Genomic DNA, 21616 nt, shown 5'->3' with positions numbered 1-21616 from the left:
ACCGCCGCCCCGGGCACGCCCACGACGCTCCTGTTGCTGCGGCACGGTGAGACGGCGCTGACCCCGCACAAGCGCTTCTCCGGCAGCGGCGGCTCCGACCCGTCGCTGTCGGCGGCCGGGCGGCGGCAGGCCGAGGCGACCGCGGCGATGCTCGCCGCACGCGGGACGGTACAGGCGGTCGTGGCCTCACCGCTGCGGCGCTGCCGGGAGACCGCCGAGGCGGTCGCCGCGCGGTTGGGGCTGGACGTACGGATCGACGAGGGACTGCGGGAGGCGGACTTCGGGGCATGGGACGGGCTGACCTCCGCCGAGGTACGGCAGCGCTATCCGGACGAGTTGGCGGCGTGGCTGCGATCACCGACGGCCACGCCGTCGGGGGGCGAGTCCTTCGAGAACGTGGCACGGCGGGTGGCGCTGTCGCGGGATCGGTTGTTGGCGCGGTACGCGGGCAGGACCGTGCTGGTCGTCTCGCACGTGACGCCGGTCAGGCAGCTGATCCGGTTGGCGTTCGACGCGCCGCCCGAGGCGTTGTTCCGGATGGAGACCGCAGCGGCTTCGGTCTCCACGGTCGCGTATGACGCGTACGGGAGTGCGTCGGTACGGTCACTCAACGACACGTCGCACTTGCGCTGAGCCCTGGGTGACGAGCCGGGCCGGCCCGGCTGGTCGGCGCGGCGGGTTCGATGGGGGGCCGCCCCTTGTAGAAGTCTACGAAGAGCCGGTCGCCGCCTGCGGACGCGTTCATGTCTTCCGCCCCTGGCTGCCTTCGCTCGGTTGGCTGTGTACTCCTCACACAGGGTGCAACACGGCAAAAGGTTCCACTCGTCCGACAAGGAGTTCTCGTGGCGATGAAGCAGAAGCACACGATGCACCACTCGACGATCGTCGACGCCGATCCGGACACCGTCTGGGCCGAGGTCCGCGATCCGATGAAGCTGGTCGAGATCGTGTCCGGAGACGCCGTGCGCAACGTGGGCTGGGCCGAGGGCGGCACGCTCGAACGAGTGCCGTCGCGGTACGACTTCACGTTGGTCTTCTGTGAGGGTCTAGTCGAACAGGAGGTGGCCGGACGCAACGAGGTCAAGCGATCCTCCACCTATCGTGCCGTCGCGCCGACGATGGGCGTCGACGGCTACCTCGCCACCATTCGGGTTCGGCCGATCACCAACGATCCGGACCGCAGCTACTTCGAGTGGTCACGAGAGCTCGCGATCGCCGACGACGCCGACCGCGAAGTCGTCGACTCGATCATCGCCATGATGGAGAACCAAACGGACGCCGTGCGGGACTTCTTCGCGCCCCCGAAGCATCGGCCGACGAAGCCACAGTCGACGAAGCCACAGTCGACGAGGCGATAGCCGACGCGGCGACAGCCGACGAAACGACAGCCCACGAAGCGACAGCCGCCCGAGCAGCAGCCGCCCACGCATCAGCCACGGCAGCGCGTCACGTACCGCTGCCCGCCGTCGGTCCGGCCGCCCCCGTGCGGCCCGAACCGCACGCGGCCCCGACCCACTCGGCCCCAACCCCGGCCGCCGAGTATCCAGACAGTAAAGGCTTCCTGATGGCCAACCAGACTTCTCCCGCCCGCACCCCGCAGGATCTCGACGAGTTGATCACCGGTGGGATCGGCGACAGTCCGCTGCGGCCGGACGGAACGCTCAAGGTACGTGGGGAGTTCGCCTACTCCTCGGACCTGTGGGCGGACGACATGCTCTGGGGCGCGACTCTGCGCAGCCCACACCCGTACGCGCGGATCAACTCGATCGACATCGGTCCCGCGCTCAAGCACCCCGGCGTGTACGCGGTACTGACCCACGAAGACGTCCCCGGCGAGAACATCTACGGCCTGAAGGTCGCCGATACGCCGGCGCTCGCCGAGGATGTCGTGCGCTACAAGGGTGAGCCGATCGCCCTGGTTGCCGCCGATCACCCCGAGACCGCCCGACGCGCGCTGGACAAGATCGTGGTCGACTACGAGGTGTTCGAGCCGATCACCGACCCGGAGCGGGCCGCGCACGACGACACGCTGCCCAAGCTGCACCCAGGCGGCAACGTGGTGCGCTATCAGCCGATCGTCACGGGCGATCCCGATGCGCGGGCCGATGTCGTGGTGTCCGATGTGTACACCATGGGCATGCAGGACCAGGCGTTTCTGGGGCCGGAGTCCGGTTTGGCGATCCCGGCCGAGGACGGCGGGGTCGACCTGTTCATCGCCACCCAGTGGCTGCACGTCGACCAGCGACAGACCGCGCGGGCGCTCGGACTCCCGGTCGAGAAGGTGCGCTTCACCATGTCCGGTGTCGGCGGCGCGTTCGGTGGCCGCGAGGACCTGTCCATGCAGATCCACTGTTGCATGTTGGCGCTGTACACGGGCAAGCCGGTGAAGATGGTCTACAGCAGGGAAGAGTCCTTCTACGGCCACGTGCACCGGCACCCGGCGAAGATGTACTACGAGCACGGCGCGACCAAGGACGGCAAGCTCGTCTTCGTCAAGGCGAGGATGTACTTCGACGGCGGCGCGTACGCCTCCAAGACCCCGGTCGTGGTCAGCAACGCCACCGCGTTGGGCATCGGGCCGTACGTGGTGCCCAACGTCGCGATCGAGGGTTGGGGCCTGTACACGAACAACCCCCCGTGCGGCGCGATGCGTGGCCTCGGCGCCGTGCAGCCCGCGTATGCCTACGAGTCCCAAATGGACAAACTCGCCAAGGCGTTGGGCATGGACCCGGTGCGGCTGCGGCAGCTCAACGCGGTCGAGGAGGGCTCGACCATGCACACCGGGCAGGTGCTGGATTCTCCCGCGCCGGTCGCCGAGTTGCTGGAGCGGCTCACCAGGATTCCGCTGCCCGCGCAGGAGCGGACCGGACCCGTGGACGTGCGGGACATGCCGGGCGGCGCGTCCAACACCACGCACGGCGAGGGCGTGGTTCGGGGCGTCGGCTACAGCGTGATCATCAAGAACGTCTCGTACGCGGAGGGCGCCGACGACTACTCCACGGCGCGCGTGCGGTTGCAGGCCGTCGGTGGCGTACCGATCGCGATGGTGCACACCGCGGCGGCCGAGGTCGGACAGGGCCTGGTCACCGTGCAGCAGCAGATCGCCCGCAGCGAACTGGGCGTGCAGCGAGTCAACATCCACCCCAACGACACCGACGTCGGTGACGCCGGGTCGAGTTCGGCCTCGCGGCAGACCTACATCACCGGTGGTGCGGTCAAGAACGCTTGTGAAGCCGTCCGCGAGGAGCTCTTCGATCGGGTCGCCCGGCGTTTCGGCGAGAATCCCGGTGATCTCTCGCTCACCGGCGGCAAGGTCGTTTCCGCGGTCACCGGCCTCGTTGCCGATCTCGTCGACGTGCTCGGCGACGACGTGATCGAGGAGACCAGGGAGTACCACCACCTGAAGACCTACGCGATGGACCCGGTCACCGGGCAGAGCCGGCGGGTGCACGTCCAGCACGCGTTCTCCGCGCACCGGGCGGTGGTGGACGTGGACACCGAGTTGGGTCTGGTCAAGGTCGTGCAGTTGGACTGTGCGCAGGACGTCGGCAAGGCGATCAACCCGGATGCCGTCGTCGGGCAGATCCACGGTGGTTCGGCGCAGGGGCTCGGCCTTGCCGTGATGGAGGAGATCAAGGTCGAGGACGGCCGGATCCTCAACCCGTCGTTCACCGACTACCTCATTCCGACCATCGTGGACATGCCCCCGATGACGGTGGACGTGATCGAAAGGGGCGACCCGAACTCGCCGTACGGCGTGCGTGGTGTCGGCGAACCGCCCACCATTTCGGCCACCCCGGCGATCGTTAACGCCATTCGCAACGCAACGGGGTTGAACCTGACCCACACCCCCGTCGCGCCGGAGCACATCTGCGGCATCGAACCCGGGTGAACTCCCGTGGGTGCCGCGGGACATGCCGACGGCACCCACCGCGTCGAAGGCACCCACCACGCCGACGGCGAGGCGGCACCTGCGGCCCCGCCTCTTCCCATCTCCCCGTACCCCGTACCCCGCACCCCGTTCCCACGTTTTGCCTCGGGTGCAGTGCCCGCATGGACACCGGCATCCGGGGAGTCCCCCACCGTCTCCGACAAAGGAGTGAACGTGACCGCGCACACCCACGAAACGGACGTCCAGGAGCTCAAGCGTGCCTGGTTGGACGAAGCGATCAAGCTGGCCACCAACAGCGTGACCAACGGCGGCGGTCCGTTCGGCGCACTGGTCGCCAAGGACGGCCGGGTGGTGGCGATAGGGAACAACCAGGTCACCGCGAACCTGGACCCGACGGCGCACGCCGAGGTGAGCGCGATGCGGGCCGCCTGTCGGCAACTGGACTCGTTCTCGCTCGAAGGCTGCGTCCTGGTCACCTCGTGCGAGCCGTGCCCGATGTGCCTGTCCTCCGCGCTGTGGGCACGCATCGAGCGGATCGTCTTCTCCGCCGATCGGCACGATGCCGCGGTGGCCGGTTTCGACGACCGCAAGTTCTACGACCTGTTCGAAAAGCAGCCGGAGTCGATGTGGCCGATGGCGGTCGAGCAGTTGGACCTGCCGAACCGTACGGCGCCGTTCGACGCGTGGCTGGCCAAATCCGACCGGATCGACTACTGAACTCCCTTACCGACGCGCCCCATTGAGAACCCTCGGCTTACCGCACGCACAACCCCGAGGACCCGGCGGGCCGCCTCTCGACACCGCCCGGCGACATCCGCCCGGCGGCGACGAGGGGCGGCCTCCCCGTTCGGGCCGGCCCTGCGCTCAGCGCGCTGCGGCGGCGTCGGGCAGGGGGGCGTCCGCGTACGCGCCCGACAGCAGGTGACCGGCGCCCGGGGCGAACGCGGGCAGGTCGAGGGCGCGCAGCATCTGGTGGACGGTGCATACGGCGGCGGACACGACCGGCTTGCCGAGCCGCTGTTCGGCGTCCTCGATCGCGGCGAGCGAGGGCATCTGCACGCACGCCGACAGCACCACGGCGTCCGCTTCCGCGTAGTCGAGCCGGTCCGCGATGCCCGGCAGCAACAGCGGGTCGTGCGCGGCGACATCGAGGTTGTCCGGGATTTCGAGGGCCTTGTAGTCCAGCACTTCGATGCCCTCGTTGCCGAGGTAGTCCACGACGGTCCTGGTCAGCGGCAGCATGTAGGGCGCGACCAGGGCGACCTTCCGGGCGCCGATGGTGTGCAGGCCGTGCACGAGCGCGCCGGCGCTGGTGACCACCGGGGCGGGCGCGCCGTTGTCGACCGTGCGGGTGTGCAGGCGCTGTTCGGACACGCGGTGGTAGCCCAGGCCCATCGCCATGATCGCGACCAGGCACGCGTAGCCGAGCACGTCGACCCGCGCGTCCGAGAGTTCGATCGCGCAGCGGTCGGAATCGGCGTCCATCGCCTTGAGTTGCTCGGGGGTGACGTGTGTCATCCGCATCCGGCTGGAGTGGAAGGTGAATCGCTCGGGTGCGACGGTCTCCCGGGCACGGAGAATCGCCGGTACCTCGGTCTCCATCGTGACGTTGGAACTCGGCACGATCTGACCGATGCGGTAGCTGGACTTGGGCACGGCGGGTCCTCCTGGAGCAATGCGGGCGGGGTGCGTGGGGCGGCGGGTCAGCGGGCGTCGATCACCGGGTTGGTGAGCGTGCCGATGCCCTCGACGGTGGCCTCGACCACGTCGCCCGGCTGCAGGTACTGCGGCGGGTCCTGGGCCGCGCCGACGCCGGAGGGGGAGCCGGTGGAGATGACGTCGCCCGGTTCGAGTGTCATACCCGACGAGATGTCGGCGATCAGGCGCGGGATGTCGAAGAGCATGTGCCGGGTGTTGGACTTCTGCTTGACGTCGCCGTTGACCCGCAGCGACAGGTCGAGCGCATGCGGGTCGGCGATCGCGTCGGCGGTGACCACGGCCGGGCCGAACGGGGCGTAGGAATCCTGGCCCTTGGAGAAGAACCACTGTCCGGAGCGGCGCTGGTCGCGGGCGCTGATGTCGTTCATGATGCTGTAGCCGAACACGTGCTCCCACGCGTCCGCTTCGCTGACCTTGTGGGCGGTTCGGCCGATCACCACGGCGAGTTCGCATTCCCAGTCGAGCTGCTGTGTCAGGTTGCCGTCGTGCAGGATCGGGTGTCCCGGGCCGGTGATCGCGGTGGACGGCTTGCCGAACAGTACGGGTCGGTCCGGGAGTTCCTTGGCGGTGTCGAGGGTGCGGTTGGACTCGGCCACGTGCTCGACGTAGTTCAGGCCGATGCCGACGATGTTGCCGGGGCGCAGCGGCGCGAGCAGGGTCACGTCGGCGAACGCGTGCACCGCGTCACCGCTTTCACCGGCTGCCGCGACGAGTTCGCGGACGGTGACGAGCGCGGCCGGGCCGGCCTGGATCAGCGCGAGCAGGTCGCCGGGCAGTTCGGCCCCGGAGGCGGCGGCGAGCGCGGCCAGGTCGAGCACCCGGTCACCGATCTGGGCGCCCAGGCGCGGGGTCGAGTCTTGGGTGGTGAAGGTGACCAGTCGCATGGCAGGGGTCCTCACGTGGGGTGGCACGGCGGCGGGCGGGTGGTGCGGCTGAGGCTGGATCGAGAGGCTCGGCGGCGGTCGGCAGACCGCCGCCGAGTCCGGCTCGGTGCGTCACGGGGACGGCGGCACGGGCGCTACCCGATCATCGCGGGGGTCAAACGATCGGCTGGTGGCCGTCGTTGTCGGTGTACGCCTCTTCGCGGTGGAAGGCGAGGGAGCGCATCACGGGGAAGTCGTTGAAGGAGAACAACACCGCGTCCTCGCTCGGGTCGAGGTTGGCGTGTTCGTGCCACGCCCAGGACGGGACGGCGAACACGTCGCCCTCGTGCCACTCGAACCGCTGCCCGCCGACGATCGACACGCCGTGTCCCTTGGCGGCGGTGTAGACCACCGAACCGGTGTGCCGGTGTGCCTTGGTCGCCTGCCCGGCGCGCAGCAGTTGGATGTGCGCGCTCATCGTCGGCATCACCGAGCCGCCGGTGGCGGGGTTGGTGTACTCCATGATCACGCCGTCGTAGGGCGATCCCTCGGTGGCCTTGGCCAGGTCGAGCAGGGCATGGTACGTCGGCTCCCACGGCCACGCGAGCAGCGGTGAGTAGGGGCGTGTCCAGGTGTCGGTTCCGTACGGCACGAGGTTGCCGCCGTAGGTGAGTACCGACTGGTTCACCACCTTGCCGGGGGCCTGGTACACGTCCGGGTGGACCTCGTAGAAGCCCGCGTCGAGGGAGTTGACCAGCGGGATGTCCAGACCGTCCTGCCAGATCACCGGCGCGTCGTCGGACTCGTTGCCGTGCTCGTGCCATGTGCCGTTGGGCGTGATCGCGAAGTCCCGGGCGCCGACCTTGAGTTTCTCGCCGTCGACGACGGTCCACGCGCCGGTGCCTTCGAGCACGAAGCGCAGCGCGGCGGCCTGATGCCGGTGCGCGGTCATCGACTCGCCGGGGCCCATGATCTGAAGTCCGGTGTACAGCAGCCCGGCCGCGGCACTGACGTCGCGTCGGCCGGGGTTGACGAGCATCACCACGCGACGACCCGCGTCGTCGGCCTTGACCAGGTCGAGCGCCTTGCGTACGAGCGGCCGCAGTTCGGCGTAGCGCCACAGGGTGGGTACGGACTTGGGCTGCGGATACCACGGCTCGATCTCGTTGGCGACCGTCCACAGCGCACCGGCTTGGCGTTCGGCCAATTCGGCGTAGTAGGCATCGAGTTCGGGCGTGTCGGTGACGCGGGCCCGGCCGAGCATGTTGTCGTCCTGGGTGGTCATGTCTCCTCCTCGGGTGCAGGTGCGAGGGGTGGGGGTGCGAGGGGCGGTTGTGCCGGGGGCGTCGGCGCCCGGGGCGCCGGCGCCGAGGCCGGTCCGGCCGCCTCGCGGGCGAAGGTGATCGGGCTCTGCGGCCGGTCGTCCACGTGCAGCCGGAAGACGTCGAAGCGGTTGTAGTGGCCGACGATGTCGTGCATCTGTTTGGGCTGGATACAGCGGGCGAGGTCGATGTCGGCGTAGACGATGCCCTCGTCGTCGATCAGCGGTTCGACGACGGGGCGGCCGTCGGGGCCGAAGACGCCCGACAGTGCGCTGCGCTTGCGGGCGAGGTTCTTGCGGACCTCTTCGTCGTCGCCGGCGATCAGGTCGACGATCTCCGGAGAGATGGTCGAGCACGCGACGATCGAGAAGACCTTGCCCTCGAAACTGTGCGCGGCGGTTCGTACCGCGATCGCGTCGGCCATGTCGTAGTCCGCGGGCGCGACCGGCAGCGCGATGTAGCTCGCGGCGTGCACCAGTTCGCCCTGCGCGAGCAGGGTGAACCGGGCGAGCGTGTTGGTGTTCTCGCCGCACGCGAGTACGCCGACCGGGCCGACCTTGGTGGGGTGGACGCGCAGCGAGCTGCCGTCACCACCGGTCCAGGTCAGCTTCTCGGCCCAGGTCGGAACCAACTTGCGGTGTACGCCGGTCAGTTCGCCGTCGGCGTCGATGGTGAGGATGGTGTTGTACAGGACGCCCATGCTGTGTGGTCCGCGCTCGTTGACGCCGATGACGACCACCGCGCCGGCCGCGCGGGCGGCGGCGCGCAGGGTGTCCACGTGCGGCCCGGGAACGTCGACGGAGGAGCGGTACAGGCGCTCGAACCACGGCGAGCCCTGGACGGGGTTCATCGTCCAGTTCCAATAGGGGTACCCGGGTACGAAAACCTCGGGGAAGACGATGAACTCGGCGCCGTTCGCGGCCGCTTCACGGATCAGCGACACCGCCTTGTCGACGGTCTTCGCGGCATCGAGGTAGACCGGTGACGCCTGTACGGCCGCCGCCGTGAAGCGCGGCGGGTTGTCCTTTTGACTGCTCGTCATGACCGGGGGTCTGGTCGGACTGTCCATCGGGCCCTCCTCGTGCTGCGGACGTGCGGGTCGGCGTGGGGGTTGGCGGTGGGCTTACTCGTGGGCTTGGCGGGTGGTCGGCGTGGGGCTTGGCCTGGTGCGCCGATCGCGGGGGCTCAGCCCGGCGCGACCGGATGGGCCCCGGTCTGCGGCTTCCATCGGGGCCGGACCGGCTCGACGGTGTCCACCAGCAGGTGCAGCCGGGGCGGGACGCGGTCGCTGCGCGCGCCCGGCGGCTTGCGGCTGCCAGCGAGCCAGGGGGCCGGCCACGCTGCCCCGGGACCGGTGTAGCCCTGTTCGGCGGCGGCGTGCAGGGTCCACATCGGGTCGTACAGGTGGGCCCGGCCCATCGCGCACAGGTCGGCCCGTCCGGCTAGCAGGATCGAGTTGACGTCGTCGTAGGTGGAGATGGCGCCGACCGCGATCGTGGGCACGCCGGTGGCGTTGCGGATCAGGTCGGCGTACGGGGTCTGGTAGCTGCGGCCGAACTCCGGGCGCTGGTGCGCGACGACCTCGCCGGTGGACACGTCGATCGCGTCCGCTCCGCCGGCCGCGAGCGCGCGGGCGATCTCGACCGCCTCGGCCTCGGTGGTACCGCCGGCCGCCCAGTCGGTGGCCGAGATCCGTACGACCAGCGCCTTGTGGGCGGGCCACGCGGCGCGGACCGCGGCCAGTACCTCCAGCGGGAAACGCAGCCGACCGGCGAGCGAGCCGCCGTACTCGTCGGTGCGCAGGTTGGTCAGCGGGGACAGGAAGCCGGACAGCAAGTGCCCGTGTCCGCAGTGCAGTTCGAGGACATCGAAGCCCGCGCGGTCGGCCCGGCGCGCGGCGGCGGCGAACGCAGCCGTCAGCTCGGCCAGTTCGGTGTGGCCGGCCGCGCGGGGGGTGGGGCTCGCCGCGTCCCACGGGAGGGCGGAGGCGGCCACGACGGGCCACCCGTCCGCCGCCGCCGGCGGTGCGCCGATGCCGGTGGGGCCTGGGGGCGTGGTCGCGGCGCGGCGGCCGGCGTGGGTGAGCTGGATGCCGAGCAACGGACCGTCGGCGGACTGGGCGCGAATGCCCGCGACCAGCGCCCGCCAGGCGTCCTCGTGCGCTTTCGACCACAGACCGGTACACGAGGGGGTCGACCGCCCCTCGGGCGTCACCGCGGCCAGCCCGGCGAAGACCAGACCGGCGCCCCCGAGCGCGAACGCGCCCAGTTGGGCCGCCTCGAACGCGCCGGGGACGCCGTCGCGGGCCGAGTAGGTGGCCAGCGGCGGGACGACGACGCGGTTGCGCAGGCACAGCGGGCCGAGCGTGAAGGGCCGGAACATCGGCGGGGCCGGCACGTCGGGTTGCGCGTTTGCGGATCGCCTGTCGGCGGGTTGCCCGTTTGCCGGTTGCGCGTCCGTGCGCTTCCCGTTTGCCGCTTGCGCGTCTGCGGGTGGCGCGTCAGCGGGTTGCCCGTTTGCGGGTGGCGCGTCTGCGCGTTGCCCGTTTGCGGGTTGCCTGCCTGCGTGCCGCCCGCCTGCACGCCGCCCGTTGCCGAACGCCGCGTCCACTGTGGCGACGAAGCCCGGGTCGCGTTCGCGCAGGTTCTCGTAGGTGACCCGCCGGCTGCGGGTGAGCAGGTTGAACGCGAACTGCTCGGGAGGTTGGCCGACCGAGCGGTCGAGGTGCTCGAACCACTCCAGGCTGGCCTGCGCGGCGCGCTGGGTGGACTCGACCACCGGCTTGCGCTCGGCCTCGTACGCGGTGAGCGCGGCGGGAATGCCGGCGTGCTCGTTCAGGCACGCGGCGAGCGCGAGCGCGTCCTCCATCGCGAGCTTGGTGCCCGAGCCGATCGAGAAGTGCGCGGTGTGCGCGGCGTCGCCGAGCAGGACCACGTTGGCGTGGTGCCACGACGCGTTGCGCACTGTGGTGAACCTGATCCAGCGCGAGTTGTTGGGGATCAGCCGATGCCCGTCCAGGTGCTCGGCGAGCAGTTCCTCGCAGCGCCGGATGCTGTCCTCGTCGCTGGCCCCGCGCGGCAGCTCGCGATCGGCGAACTCGGCGAACCCGCCGCGCCGCCACGCGTCTTCGGGCATCTCGACGATGAACGTGCTGCTTCGGTCGTCGAACGGGTAGGCGTGCACCGCCATCGGGCCGAAGTCGTGCTCGGCGACGACGAACGTGAACGCCTCGAAGACCTTGTCGGTGCCGAGCCACATGTAGCGCCCGGCGCGTTCGTCGAGGTCGGGCCGGAACGTGTCGGCGTAGCGCTCGCGCACCGCCGAGCGCACCCCGTCCGACGCGACGACCAGGTCGTAGTCGGCGGACAGTTCGTCGACCGGCGGGGCCTCGGTGCGGTATCGCACGTCGATGCCGAGCGCCGCACAACGCTCCTGGAGGATCTGAAGCAGCCGCTTGCGGCCGAGGGCGGCGAAGCCGTGGCCGCCGGAGGTCAGGGATGTACCGCCGTGGCGCACGTCGATGTCGGTCCAGCGGGCGAACCGCGCGGACATCGCGGCGAAGATCTCGGGGTCGGCCTGGCCGATGCCGTCGAGGGTCTCGTCCGAGAACACCACGCCGAAGCCGAACGTGTCGTCCGGTGCGTTGCGCTCCCACAGCGTGATCTCCGAAGCCGGCGAGAGCTGCTTGGCCAAGGCGGCGAAGTACAACCCACCCGGGCCTCCGCCGATGACTGCGATGCGCACAGCGTCCTCCAATGGTTCCCGGTCACCCGAGAATATGCAACGAAATCTACTGTCGTCAATGTGGCGCGATATGGCACGGCATGCGGAGACCATGGTTTTCGGTGGTCCCAGGGGTCGACGCCTCGGCTCTCCCTCCCCCCTCGGCCTCCGCACACACTCCCGGTCAGGCGTACGACTCGGGCTCCTGCGTACCGCCGTTCGCGAGCTTCGCGCGCACGTCGTCGGGCCACGGCGCGGAGCCCGTCGCCTGGGCGGCCGAGTGCACGACCGACAGGCGACCGGTCGCGGCCACGCCGTGGTCACCGCGTACCTCGAAGGCGTAATGCAGCGAACTGGTGCCCACCTTCACCACCCGCAGCTCGGTGTGCGTGGACTCGCCGAACCACAGCCGCTCGCGGTAATCCGCCTCGAAGTGCACCCGCGGGATACTGCCGAACAGGTGGTCGAGCCCGAGCCGGCGCAGCAACACCGCCTCGGCCGCCTCGACCCACCGCTGCACGGCGGAGTAGTGGTAGTGGCCGGCGGCGTCGGTGTCGCCCCACTCGACGCGACGCTCGACGACCACGCCGGGAAGGGCCTTGTCGGCGGCCGTTTCGGGGGTGCCGCCCGTGTCGTGGTCTCTCACTGGACGCGCCCTTCGTTGACTTCGGTGACTTCACTGCCTGCGGTGATTCCACTGCCTGCGGTGCCTGCGGTGCCTGCGGTGCCTGCGGTGCCTGCGGGAGCCGCAGTAGGCGGCACCGACTTCGACCACGCGCGCAGTTCGCCGCGCCGCAACTTGCCGTTGCTCGTGCGCGGCAGGGCGTCGACGAACTCGACGATGCGCGGGTACTTGTACGGCGCGATGGCCTGCTTGACGTATTCCTGGAGCTTCTTGGCGGTCGCCTCGTCCGCGCTCACTCCGGGGCGCAGTACGACGTACGCCTTGACGACCGTGCCGCGCCGCTCGTCCGGCGCGCCGACCACGCCGCACTCGGCCACGTCGGGGTGCTGGGCCAGGGCGAGTTCGACCTCGGGGCCGGCTATGTTGTAGCCGGACGAGACGATCATGTCGTCGCTGCGCGCCTGGTACCAGAAATAGCCGTCGGCGTCGCGGATGTACGTGTCGCCGGTGTGATTCCAGCCGTCGCGCACGTAGACGCCCTGGCGATCGTCGTCGAGGTAGCGACACCCCGTCGGTCCCTTGACGGCGAGCTGCCCGGGCAGGCCGTCGGCGACCGGAAGGCCGTCCACGCCGAGTACCGCGGCCTGGTAACCCGGTACCGCACGACCCGTCGAGCCGGGGCGTATGTCGTCGTCGGACGCCGACACGAAGACGTGCAGCATCTCGGTGGCGCCGATCCCGTCGATCAGTCGGATCCCGGTCCCGTCGTGGACCTCGTGCCAGGTCTCGGCGGGCAGTGCCTCCCCCGCCGACACGCACCGACGCAGGCCGAGCAGTCGATCGCCGAGGCCACCGGCCATGATGGCCCGGTAGGCGGTGGGGGCGGTGAACAGCACGGTGACCCCGTACTCGGCGACGATCCCCGCCAGTTCCTCGGGCGTCGCGCGCTCCAGGAGCAGGGTGGCCGCGCCGACGTGCAACGGGAAGACCACGAGTCCGCCGAGCCCGAAGGTGAACCCGAGCGGTGGCGTCCCGGCGAACAGGTCGTCGGCGGTGGGCTTGAGCACGTGCCGAGAAAACGTGTCGGAGTTGGCCGGCACGTCGCGGTGGAAGTGCAGCGTCGCCTTGGGACGCCCGGTGGTGCCGGATGTGAAGGCGATCAGCGCGACGTCGTCGGCGGCGGTGTCGACGGTCTCGAACTCGCCGCTCTTGCCGGCGCACCGGGATATCAGGTCGTCGGGGGTGTCCGCGCCATAGGTCAAGGTGGTGAGCGCGGGCGCCTCGGCGCCGGCGAGTTCGTCGGCGTAGCGGTGGTCGCACAGCGCCACCACCGGTCGGCCGATCGCGATCAGTGTCGACAACTCGTGCGCCCGCAGCAACGACATGGTAGTCACGGCGACCGCGCCGGCCTTGAGCACGCCGAACCAACAGGCCACCAGCCAGGGGTTGTTCGGCCCGCGCAGCAACACGCGGTTGCCGGGTACGACGCCGAGGTCCTCGGTCAGCACCTGCGCGACGCGGTTCGCGTTGCGCAGGAGTTCGCCGTACGTCCAGGTCTCGTCGAACGTCACCAGACAACGACGATCGGGCCCGAGGCGAGCAACGGTCCGATCCAGGAGCACGTCCGCGCAGTTCAGTCGGGGCGGGTACCGCAACTCCGGCAGGTCGAACCGCAGCTCGGGCCACTGCTCGAACGGGGGCAATCGATCACGACAAAACGTGTCGACATGAACGGAAGGGGACAGCTCCATGGGCGTGCACCTCATCCTGGTGTCAGCGGGAGTGTGAGCCCAAGTATCTACCAATCCTGACGGCAGTCAATGTTACGCGATACCTGTTTTCGAAGCCGTGTCCGGAACGACGCAAACGGGCGGCCACCGGGCGGTATCCGAACTGACGGGCCCGGCCCGACACACGTCATCTCATCGCCGAGTCGACGTCGATGACACTGTGGGGTGGTGACGGTGCCCGACTGCCGTGTGGTGGCCCCGACCACCTTCGGCCGCGCCGGCTCCCCACACCCGGCGATGGAGGCGGGCGCCACGGCTGTCGTCGTCAAGGACACCCCGCCGGGAGTCCTGGTCCAGGCGCCGGCCCGGGTCCGGATGCGAGAGGGCCGCTTCGACGGACGCGCGGCGGGTTGTCGGCGCCGAGGGGTGGCCTGGGCGACCGGGGCTGTGGGTGGACTTTACGGTGGCCCTCCCCCGTCCCGGGGGGTAGGGGTGAAGCGGTAGTTTTGGGTGTGGTTTGCAGGGGCGGGTCCTGTTTGCCGATCGTGCCGGTGTGATGAAGGAGTGAGTCGTGTCCCTGCTGACCGTGTGGGCCGAGGATGATGCCGCCGAACCGATTGTGCGGACGAGTGAGCCCGGGGAGATCGCGGCCGGGCTGGCGCCGATCGGGGTGCGGTACGAGCGGTGGACCGCTGACGCGGAGTTGCCTGATGGGGCTTCGCAGGACCAGGTGATCGCCGCCTATCGCACCGAGGTGGATCGGATCACCGCTGCCGAGGGATACATCCTCGTGGATGTCATTCGGCTTCAGCCCTCCGACGACCCCGAGTGGCCGGCCAAGGCCGCCGGGGCGCGGGCGAAGTTCCTGACCGAGCACACGCACGACGACGACGAGGTGCGTTTCTTCGTCGAGGGGGCCGGGATCTTCTACCTGCACATCGACGGCCGCGTGCACGCCGTGCTGTGCGAGGCGGGCGATCTGCTGTCCGTGCCCAAGGGCATCACGCACTGGTTCGACATGGGCAAGGACCCGTCGGTGGCCGCGATCCGGTTCTTCCACGACGAGGACGGCTGGGTCGGCGACTTCACCGGTGACCCGATCTCGTCGCGCTTCCCGGACTTCGACGAGATCTGGGCCGGGTACGCCGCGTGAGCAACCGCACCATGGCGGCGCCGCCGCTGACGATCGTCGTCGACATCGAAGGCACCACCAGCGCCACCGGTTTCATCACCGAGCAGCTCTATCCCTACTCCCGCGAGCACTTCCGCCGTTGGCTGGACGAACGGGCCGACGAGCCGGAGGTCGCTCGGGCGATCACCGGTGTCCGGGAGTTGATCGGCGAACCCGACGCCGACGCGAAGCGGATCGACGAGGCGCTCAACGGCTGGCTCGACCGCGACGAGAAGGTCACCCCGCTCAAGGCGCTGCAAGGGCTGATCTGGGCGGAGGGGTTCGCCTCCGGTGACCTGACGTCGCACTTCTACCCCGACGCGATCCCGGCGCTGCGCGGGTGGCACGCGGCCGGGCACCCGCTGTTCATCTTCTCGTCGGGGTCGGTCGCCGCACAGCGCGCGTGGTTCGGCAGTTCGCCCGAGGGGTCGTTGTTGCCGTTGTTCAGTGGGCACTTCGACACCGAGAACGCCGGGCCGAAGCGGGTCGCCGAGTCCTATCGTTCGATCGCCGAGCAGATCGGCGAGCAGCTCGGCGAGGCGGCGAAGCCGGAGGGGTTGGTCTTCCTCTCCGACCTGGTCGAGGAGTTGGACGCGGCGCGCGCGGCCGGCTGGTGGACGATCGGGGTACGCCGACCCGGCGAGCCGTACTACGCCAAGGGCGTCGGGGACCACCCGGAGACCGACTCGTTCGCCCGCGTGGACCTCACCGGCGAGCGCCCGACCGTCGCCTGAAGCCGAACGGGCCAACACCCCGACGGCCCCACACGTCAGCCGAAGCGCTCCACCCGGATCCGGGACGTGGGTACGCCTGCCGCGGTCAGCAGGCGGCCCGCGTGTTCCGCGAAGCCGGTCGAGCCGCACACGAACACCTCGTAGTCCCCCGCGAGCGCCTCGGCCGCATCCGGTGCCAGGCTCGCGGCGGTCAGCCGGCCGACCGGATGCGGATACCCTTCCGGCGCCGAACGGCTGTACAGGATCGTGTGCCGCTCGCCCGCGAGCGGCGCCAACTCGGCCGCGTACACCAGGTCTTCGGGCGTCCGCGCGCACGCCACCACCCGCATCGGCACGGCGAGTCCGCGTCGGCGTCGATGCCGGATCATCGCCATCAGCGGCACCATGCCCGACCCGCCGCCGATCAGCAGCACCGGCCGATCCCCCGGCCACGCGAAGAAGCCGCCGAGGGGACCGCGAACCGCCATCGTGTCCCCGGGCCGAGCCACGTCGTGCAGGTGCCCCGAGACCTCGCCACCGCCCTCGACGCGGTCGACGGTGAGCTCGATGTGGCCCGTGTCGTCGGGCGGCGACGCCACCGAGTAGTGCCGCTGCGCGGTGTAGCCGTCGGCGGCCGTCAGCCGCAACATGTAGTGCTGGCCCGGCACATGCGCGTGCCACACCGGCAACGCGAGCCGCACCGTCACCGCCCGCGCACCCTCGGGACGCACCGAGACCACCGTCGCGTCCTGCCAGTCGACCTTGCCCCGCAGGCTCGGCGCGGCCCGCCCGGGCGCGGCGAAGGCGGGCAACGGCGGGTCCTGGCCCAAGGCGCCCAACGCGCCCAACTCGCCCGAAGCACCCGAAGCACCCGAAGCAAGTCGCACAACAGGCTCAGTCACCGGAATACCGCTCCTCTGCCCACGGGTCCCCCCGATGGTGATAGCCGTTGGTCTCCCAGAACCCCGGCTCGTCGTGGTCGAGCAGGCGCAGGCCCGCGATCCACTTGACGCTCTTCCAGAAGTACAGGTGCGGCACGAGCAGCCGCGCCGGGCCGCCGTGTGCGGGGGTCAGCGGGTCGCCCGCGAAGTCGAACGCGATCCACGCTTGCCCGTCGACGAGGTCGGCCAGGGCCAGGTTCGTCGTGTAGCCGGTGTGTGAATAGGCTACGGCGTGGGTGGCGGTGGGCAGCGGGCCGGCCGCCGCGAGGAACGTGTCCAGGCTGATCCCGGCGAAGTCGGTGGTCAACTTGGACCACGACGTCACGCAGTGGATCGGGCCGTCGTAGCCGCTCGCCGGCAGCTCGTGCGCCTGTTCCCAGGTCCACGTCCGCGGCCGGGCGACCAGCCCGTCGACGCGCAACGTCCAGTCGGCGGGCGCGAGTTCGGGGGTCACCTCGGCGGACAGCACCGGGAAGTCGGCGCGCGCGTCGTACTGCCCGGGAGGCAGCCGCGGATCGCGCTCGGCGGCGGTGTGGCGGCCGACGAAGCCGCGGGTGGGCGGGCTGGTCATGACGGATACCGCTTCGGTCGATCGGACGGGTTCGGCAGCGCCGCGGCCAACGCGTCGAGTTCCTTGACGGCGGCGCCCTCGTCGATCGTAAGCAATCGGCGGTCGCGCATGACGACCCGGCCGTCGATGACCGTGTCCCGCACGTCGCCGGGCCCGGCCGCGTACGCGAGCATCGACCACGGGTCGTGCCGCGGCGTCAGGTGCGGCCGGTTGAGGTCGAGCACGATCAGGTCGGCGGCCTTGCCCAGCTCAAGCGAGCCGGTGAGCCCGCCGATGCCGACCGCCCGCGCGCCCTCGACCGTGGCCATCCGTACCGCCGCCCGCGCCCCCACTGCGGTCGCGTCGGCTCCCGCGCCGACCCGGTGCAGCACCGCGGCCGTGCGCATCGGGGTGAACAGTTCCAGCGCGTTGGCGCTGACCGCCCCGTCGCTGCCCAGCCCCACCGGGACGCCGGCGGCGAGCAGTTCGGGCACGCGGGCGATCCCGGAGGCGAGCTTGAGGTTGGACACCGGGCAGTGCGCGACGCCCGCGCCCGAAGCAGCGATCAGGTCGATCTCGTGGTCGGTGAGGTCGACCGCGTGCGCGAGCAGCGTTTCGGGGCCGAGCAGGCCGAGGTGGTGCAGCAGTTCGACGGGGCGCCGGCCGTGCCGGGCGTGGACCGTCTCGACCTCGGCCGGGTTCTCGGCGGCGTGGATGTGCAGCAGCGCGCCGTGTTCGCGCGCGAGGGCCGCGACCTCGAGGAGTTGGTCGGGGTCGAGCGTGTACGTGCTGTGCGGGGTCACGCAGCGCGCTCCCCCGTCGCGCAGGAACCGCGGTGCGCGGCGCAGGCGTTCGGCGAAGTCAAGGCCGTCGGGCGGGCCCGGTACGTCCATGAACGTGGGCCCGGTCACCAGCCGGAATCCGGCCGCGTCGGCGGCGGCGAGGCCGGCCTCGGGGAACCAGTACATGTCCATCGCCGAGGTCACCCCGGCCCGGATCGACTCGGCCGCCGCCAGGCGTACCGCGCTCGCCACCACGTCGGCGGTCAGCACCGCGCTCTCGGCCGCGACCAGGCGCTCCAGGAACGTCTGGAGGTCGACGTCGTCGGCCCGGCCGCGGAACAGGTTCATCGCGAGATGGCTGTGCGCGTTGACCAGGCCCGGCAGCACGAGGCAGTCGGTCGCATCGATCGTGTGCGCCGGGGTGTACTGACGGGCCAGGTCCGATGCCGCGCCGATCGCCGTGATCCGACCGGCCCGGATCGCCACCGCCCCGTCGGGCAGGTACGTGTCGGCGTCGTCGGCGGTGAGTACGGCGCCGCCGGTGACGAGCAGATCGACGGGTGTCGCGCTCATGCCGCGTCGTTCGCCAGTTCGAACAGCGCGTCCAACGCGACCACGACGCCGCGCTCGACACCGTCGGCGACGACCGTGCGGTGCGGGTCGTACGTCGTGTTGCCGGCCTCGTCCACGAGGTCGTCGGCCGCGATGCCGTCGATGACGAGCACGCCGCCCGCGCTGTGGCCGTGCAGCGCGGCGAACACCAGGAGCGCGGACAGTTCCATCTCGATCGCGAGTACGCCGGCCCGCTGGTAGGGCTGCATCGGCAGTTCGAGCACCCCGGGCATGAACGCGGCCCGCGTCCACACGGTGCCGCGGTGGTGCGGTGCGGCGTGCTCGCGGGCGGCGCGCTGGAGCGCGACGACGATCTCCGGTGTGGAGAACGCCGGGAACTCGGCCGGCACCAACTGCTGCGTGACGCCGTCGTCGCGGACCGCGCCGGTCGCGATGACCAGGTCGCCGTCGCCGACGCCGCGAGCCATCGAACCGGCCGTGCCGAGCCGGATGAAGGTACGCACGCCCGCCTCGGCCAGCTCGCCGAACAGGCAGATCGCACCGGGACCGCCCACACCGTGCGAGGACACCACGACGGGCAGCCCGCGCCACGTACCGGAGTAGGTGACGTACTCGCGGTTCGCGCCGATTTGTCGGGCGTCGTCGAGACGTTTCGCGACCAGGGCCGCGCGGGCGGGGTCGCCGACGACCAGGGCGTGGGCCGGCAGACCGCTGCTCGGGATCTTGGTGATCGGCAGCAGCGCGGGACGCTCGGTGGTGCTCATGACTTCGACTCCAAGGTGGTACGGGTGCTGCCGGTGGTACCGGTGCGGCCGGTCGTGCCGGCGCTGTCGGTGGCACCGGTGCCGCCGGTCGTGCCGGCGCTGTCGGTGGTGGGAACGCCGCCGGTGCTACGGAGGAAACGGCGCGGCCGGGGCACGCCCCCGGAGATGTCGCCCGCCGGTTTGAGCTTTTTGCGGGTGCGCGAGCGCGTCGCCAGGAACAGCGCGACCAGGGTCATCACGTAGGGCGCGGCGTCGGCGGCCTGTTGCGGCATGCCCTGGCCCTGGAGCCGGAAGCCGATCGCCTCGACCAGGCCGAACAGCAGCCCGGCGAGCAGCACCCCGACCGGCAGCGCGCGGCCGAGCATGACCGCGACGACCGCGATCCAGCCGCGACCCGCGGTCATGTTTTCGGAGAACAACGTGACGTTGCCGAGCGCGAGTTGCGCGCCGGCGAGGCCGCACAGCGCGCCGGAGGTCAGGATCGCGGCGTAGCGGTAGCGGGCCACGCTCACGCCCAGGCTCTGCGCGGCCTCGGGGGCCTCGCCCACACCGCGCAGCCGAACACCCCACGGGTGTCGGGAGAGCAGCACGGCGATCACCGCGACCGCGACCCACGACAGGTACACGAGCGGCGAGTGGCCCGACAGCGCGTCGCCGACGAACGGCACCGACTTCAGGCCGGGGATGTCCACCGGCTGGAGGCCCTTGAGGTCGGGGTCGCCGAACGTGCCCTGCTTGCCGAAGATCGTCCGCAGCAGGAAGCCGGTCAGCCCGACCGCGAGCAGGTTGAGCGCGATGCACAGCACCACGGCGTCGGCCCCCAGGGTCACCGCGCCGATCGCGAGCAGCAGCGAGAACACCATCGCGGCCAGCACAGCCGAGATCACGCCGATCCAGACGCTGCCGCCGAACCAGCTGCCGGTGACGGCGGCGAAGCAGCCGATCAGCATGGTGCCTTCGAGGGACACGTTGAACACGCCCGCGCGCTCGCACAGCGCGCCGCCCAGGGCGGCGAAGAGCACGGGGGTGAGGGCGCGTAGCGCGGAGAAGATCAGCTCGGCGTCGAAGGACATGTCTCACTTACCTCCGTCGCGGGTCGCGAGGCCCGTTGCCGCGAGCTCGTCCGTGTGCAGGGGCGGCGGTGGTGGATGCGCCTCCGCCGTGGAGCCGCGTCGGCGCAGCAGGCCGCCCTTGCGGAAGATCCCGGTACGCACGGCGAGGAACAGGATGATGACGGCCTGGAGCACGGCGGTGAGCTGCTGCGGTACCGCGGTCTCCTGCTCCATGCCGAAGCCGCCGACGGTGAGCGCGCTGAAGAAGAACCCGGCGACCACGGTGCCGATCGGCGACGCCGCGGCGAGCAGCGCGGCCAGCAGGCCGGTCCACGTGTAGCCGGGTGTGGTGAGCGCGCCGTCGACCAGGCGGTACGGGAAGCCGAGCACGGCGATCGCGCCGACCAGACCGGCGATCGAGCCGGACGCGAACATCAGCCGCAGCGTCAGCCGCGCGCGGTCGACGCCGGCGTACGCGGTGAACCGCGCGCCCAGGCCGGTCATCCGCACCTCGTAGCCGACCGCCGTGCGGTGGTCGACGACCGCGTAGATCGCGGCGGCGAGCACGATCAACAGGATGCCCACGCTGACGCCGGTACCGGCGCCCGCGCCCGCCGCGAACTCCGGCAGCCGTACGCCGTCGGGCAGCCGCTCGGTCTGCGGGATGCTGGAGCCGTTTTGCAGCAGCGGGAAGCGGATCACGTACGACACGAACGACATCGCGGGGTAGCCGAGCAGCAGGCTGCTGACCAGGAGCGGTACGCCGCAGCGGGTTTCCAGGAGCGCGGCGAGCGCGGCCCACAGTCCGCCGGCGAGCATGCCCGCGAGCAGTGCGAGGACGACGGTGATCGGGTCGGGGAAGGGCGAGTACAGGCCGACCGCGGCCGCCGCGAGGGCGCCGAGGACGAGTTGGCCGTCGCCGCCGAGGTTGACCAGGCCCGCGCGCAGCGGAATGGCCAGCGCGAGGGCGAGGCCGACGATGGGGATCGCCTCGCCGAGCGTGTCGCCGATCCCTTCGGAGCCGAACGCGCCGGTCACCACCGATGTGTAGGCGGCGATCGGGTCGGCGCCGGTGGCGGCGAGGATGATCGCGCCGAGGACGAGCGCGGCGACGATGGCGATGGTGACCGGGGACAGCACGACGGCGCGCGCACGAAGAGCTACGCGCGTGGTCGGACTGGTCGCCTTGGTGGCAG

General features: G+C 70.9%; 17 protein-coding genes and 3 pseudogenes. 7 read left to right on the top strand and 13 right to left on the bottom strand.

The window, feature by feature from the left end; genetic code table 11:
- Positions 1-12 precede the first annotated feature (12 nt).
- The 4 genes and pseudogenes from GT354_RS04525 to GT354_RS04510 all read left to right on the top strand — a co-directional run.
- Positions 13-633, top strand: a pseudogene (locus tag GT354_RS04525) (histidine phosphatase family protein); the annotation flags it as partial.
- 215 nt (positions 634-848) lie between these two features.
- The gene (locus tag GT354_RS04520) at positions 849-1358 is read left to right on the top strand and encodes an SRPBCC family protein (protein ID WP_161354852.1); all 510 of its coding nucleotides are present in this window, start codon (positions 849-851) and stop codon (positions 1356-1358) included.
- A gap of 206 nt (positions 1359-1564) precedes the next feature.
- Complete coding sequence (gene pucD, locus GT354_RS04515) at positions 1565-3892, top strand: xanthine dehydrogenase subunit D (RefSeq protein ID WP_161354851.1); 2328 nt, start codon at positions 1565-1567, stop codon at positions 3890-3892.
- Positions 3893-4105: 213 nt separating this feature from the next.
- Positions 4106-4609, top strand: a complete 504-nt coding sequence (locus tag GT354_RS04510) for a nucleoside deaminase (RefSeq protein WP_161354850.1) — start codon at positions 4106-4108, stop codon at positions 4607-4609.
- 147 nt (positions 4610-4756) lie between these two features.
- Here GT354_RS04510 and GT354_RS04505 read toward each other — a convergent pair whose 3' ends face one another.
- From GT354_RS04505 to GT354_RS04475, 7 genes are all read right to left on the bottom strand, one after another.
- A complete protein-coding gene (locus GT354_RS04505) occupies positions 4757-5548 on the bottom strand; it encodes an Asp/Glu racemase (protein ID WP_346011846.1) in 792 nt (263 codons plus the stop codon).
- A 47-nt stretch (positions 5549-5595) separates the two neighbouring features.
- Positions 5596-6495 (bottom strand): fumarylacetoacetate hydrolase family protein, encoded by a 900-nt coding sequence (locus tag GT354_RS04500; protein WP_161354849.1) that lies wholly within the window; start codon positions 6493-6495, stop codon positions 5596-5598.
- Between the two features lie 154 nt (positions 6496-6649).
- Positions 6650-7759 (bottom strand): cupin domain-containing protein, encoded by a 1110-nt coding sequence (locus tag GT354_RS04495; protein WP_161354848.1) that lies wholly within the window; start codon positions 7757-7759, stop codon positions 6650-6652.
- Positions 7756-8865, bottom strand: coding sequence for a carbon-nitrogen hydrolase family protein (locus GT354_RS04490; protein ID WP_237534365.1), 1110 nt, complete (start codon positions 8863-8865; stop codon positions 7756-7758). The genes GT354_RS04495 and GT354_RS04490 overlap by 4 nt, the downstream gene beginning before the upstream one ends.
- 116 nt (positions 8866-8981) lie before the next feature.
- The gene (locus tag GT354_RS53450) at positions 8982-11540 is read right to left on the bottom strand and encodes an FAD-dependent monooxygenase (RefSeq protein ID WP_161354847.1); all 2559 of its coding nucleotides are present in this window, start codon (positions 11538-11540) and stop codon (positions 8982-8984) included.
- Between the two features lie 163 nt (positions 11541-11703).
- Positions 11704-12165 (bottom strand): thioesterase family protein, encoded by a 462-nt coding sequence (locus tag GT354_RS04480; RefSeq protein ID WP_161354846.1) that lies wholly within the window; start codon positions 12163-12165, stop codon positions 11704-11706.
- Positions 12162-13895, bottom strand: a complete 1734-nt coding sequence (locus tag GT354_RS04475) for an AMP-binding protein (protein ID WP_161354845.1) — start codon at positions 13893-13895, stop codon at positions 12162-12164. The genes GT354_RS04480 and GT354_RS04475 overlap by 4 nt, the downstream gene beginning before the upstream one ends.
- Positions 13896-14108: 213 nt before the next feature.
- On the opposite strand from GT354_RS04475, the pseudogene GT354_RS53445 reads away from it, so the two are divergent.
- The 3 genes and pseudogenes from GT354_RS53445 to mtnC form a co-directional block, all read left to right on the top strand.
- Positions 14109-14213 (top strand): annotated as a pseudogene (locus GT354_RS53445) (DNA-binding response regulator); the annotation flags it as partial.
- Positions 14214-14445: 232 nt separating this feature from the next.
- Positions 14446-15027 carry a cupin gene (locus GT354_RS04470; RefSeq protein ID WP_161354844.1) on the top strand — a complete coding sequence of 194 codons (582 nt, stop codon included), beginning with the start codon at positions 14446-14448 and terminating at the stop codon, positions 15025-15027.
- A gap of 11 nt (positions 15028-15038) precedes the next feature.
- Positions 15039-15779 (top strand): acireductone synthase, encoded by a 741-nt coding sequence (gene mtnC / locus GT354_RS04465; RefSeq protein WP_161354880.1) that lies wholly within the window; start codon positions 15039-15041, stop codon positions 15777-15779.
- Positions 15780-15814: 35 nt separating this feature from the next.
- Here the strand turns inward: mtnC and GT354_RS04460 are convergent, their stop codons facing one another.
- The 6 genes and pseudogenes from GT354_RS04460 to GT354_RS04435 form a co-directional block, all read right to left on the bottom strand.
- Positions 15815-16570, bottom strand: a complete 756-nt coding sequence (locus GT354_RS04460) for a ferredoxin reductase (protein WP_161354879.1) — start codon at positions 16568-16570, stop codon at positions 15815-15817.
- Between the two features lie 82 nt (positions 16571-16652).
- Positions 16653-17270 carry a sulfite oxidase-like oxidoreductase gene (locus GT354_RS04455; RefSeq protein WP_161354843.1) on the bottom strand — a complete coding sequence of 206 codons (618 nt, stop codon included), beginning with the start codon at positions 17268-17270 and terminating at the stop codon, positions 16653-16655.
- Positions 17267-18604, bottom strand: a complete 1338-nt coding sequence (locus GT354_RS04450) for an amidohydrolase (protein ID WP_161354842.1) — start codon at positions 18602-18604, stop codon at positions 17267-17269. Before GT354_RS04450 ends, GT354_RS04455 begins: the two co-directional genes overlap by 4 nt.
- Entirely contained in the window at positions 18601-19368 is a 768-nt protein-coding gene (locus tag GT354_RS04445; RefSeq protein ID WP_161354841.1) for a nucleoside phosphorylase, read from the bottom strand. The genes GT354_RS04450 and GT354_RS04445 overlap by 4 nt, the downstream gene beginning before the upstream one ends.
- Before the next feature lie 161 nt (positions 19369-19529).
- Positions 19530-20441: pseudogene (locus GT354_RS04440) on the bottom strand (ABC transporter permease); the annotation flags it as partial.
- 3 nt (positions 20442-20444) lie between these two features.
- On the bottom strand, positions 20445-21616 hold a 1172-nt coding region (locus GT354_RS04435; protein WP_346011845.1), incomplete at its 5' end, for an ABC transporter permease.

It is taken from the genome of Streptomyces sp. SID3343 (genome assembly GCF_009865215.1).
In the GTDB taxonomy this organism is placed as follows: Bacteria; Actinomycetota; Actinomycetes; order Streptomycetales; family Streptomycetaceae; genus Embleya.
The sequence above is the reverse complement of the archived record's forward strand: the minus strand, read 5'-3'. Positions and strand labels throughout refer to the sequence as shown.

Coding starts and splice junctions, on each gene's coding strand:
- pucD (WP_161354851.1), top strand. CDS start 1,565: ATGGCCAACCAGACTTCTCCCGCCCGCACCCCGCAGGATCTCGACGAG.
- GT354_RS04445 (WP_161354841.1), bottom strand. CDS start 19,368: ATGAGCACCACCGAGCGTCCCGCGCTGCTGCCGATCACCAAGATCCCG.
- GT354_RS04450 (WP_161354842.1), bottom strand. CDS start 18,604: ATGAGCGCGACACCCGTCGATCTGCTCGTCACCGGCGGCGCCGTACTC.
- GT354_RS04490 (WP_237534365.1), bottom strand. CDS start 8,865: ATGGACAGTCCGACCAGACCCCCGGTCATGACGAGCAGTCAAAAGGAC.
- GT354_RS04475 (WP_161354845.1), bottom strand. CDS start 13,895: ATGGAGCTGTCCCCTTCCGTTCATGTCGACACGTTTTGTCGTGATCGA.
- mtnC (WP_161354880.1), top strand. CDS start 15,039: ATGGCGGCGCCGCCGCTGACGATCGTCGTCGACATCGAAGGCACCACC.
- GT354_RS04520 (WP_161354852.1), top strand. CDS start 849: ATGAAGCAGAAGCACACGATGCACCACTCGACGATCGTCGACGCCGAT.
- GT354_RS04495 (WP_161354848.1), bottom strand. CDS start 7,759: ATGACCACCCAGGACGACAACATGCTCGGCCGGGCCCGCGTCACCGAC.
- GT354_RS04500 (WP_161354849.1), bottom strand. CDS start 6,495: ATGCGACTGGTCACCTTCACCACCCAAGACTCGACCCCGCGCCTGGGC.
- GT354_RS04455 (WP_161354843.1), bottom strand. CDS start 17,270: ATGACCAGCCCGCCCACCCGCGGCTTCGTCGGCCGCCACACCGCCGCC.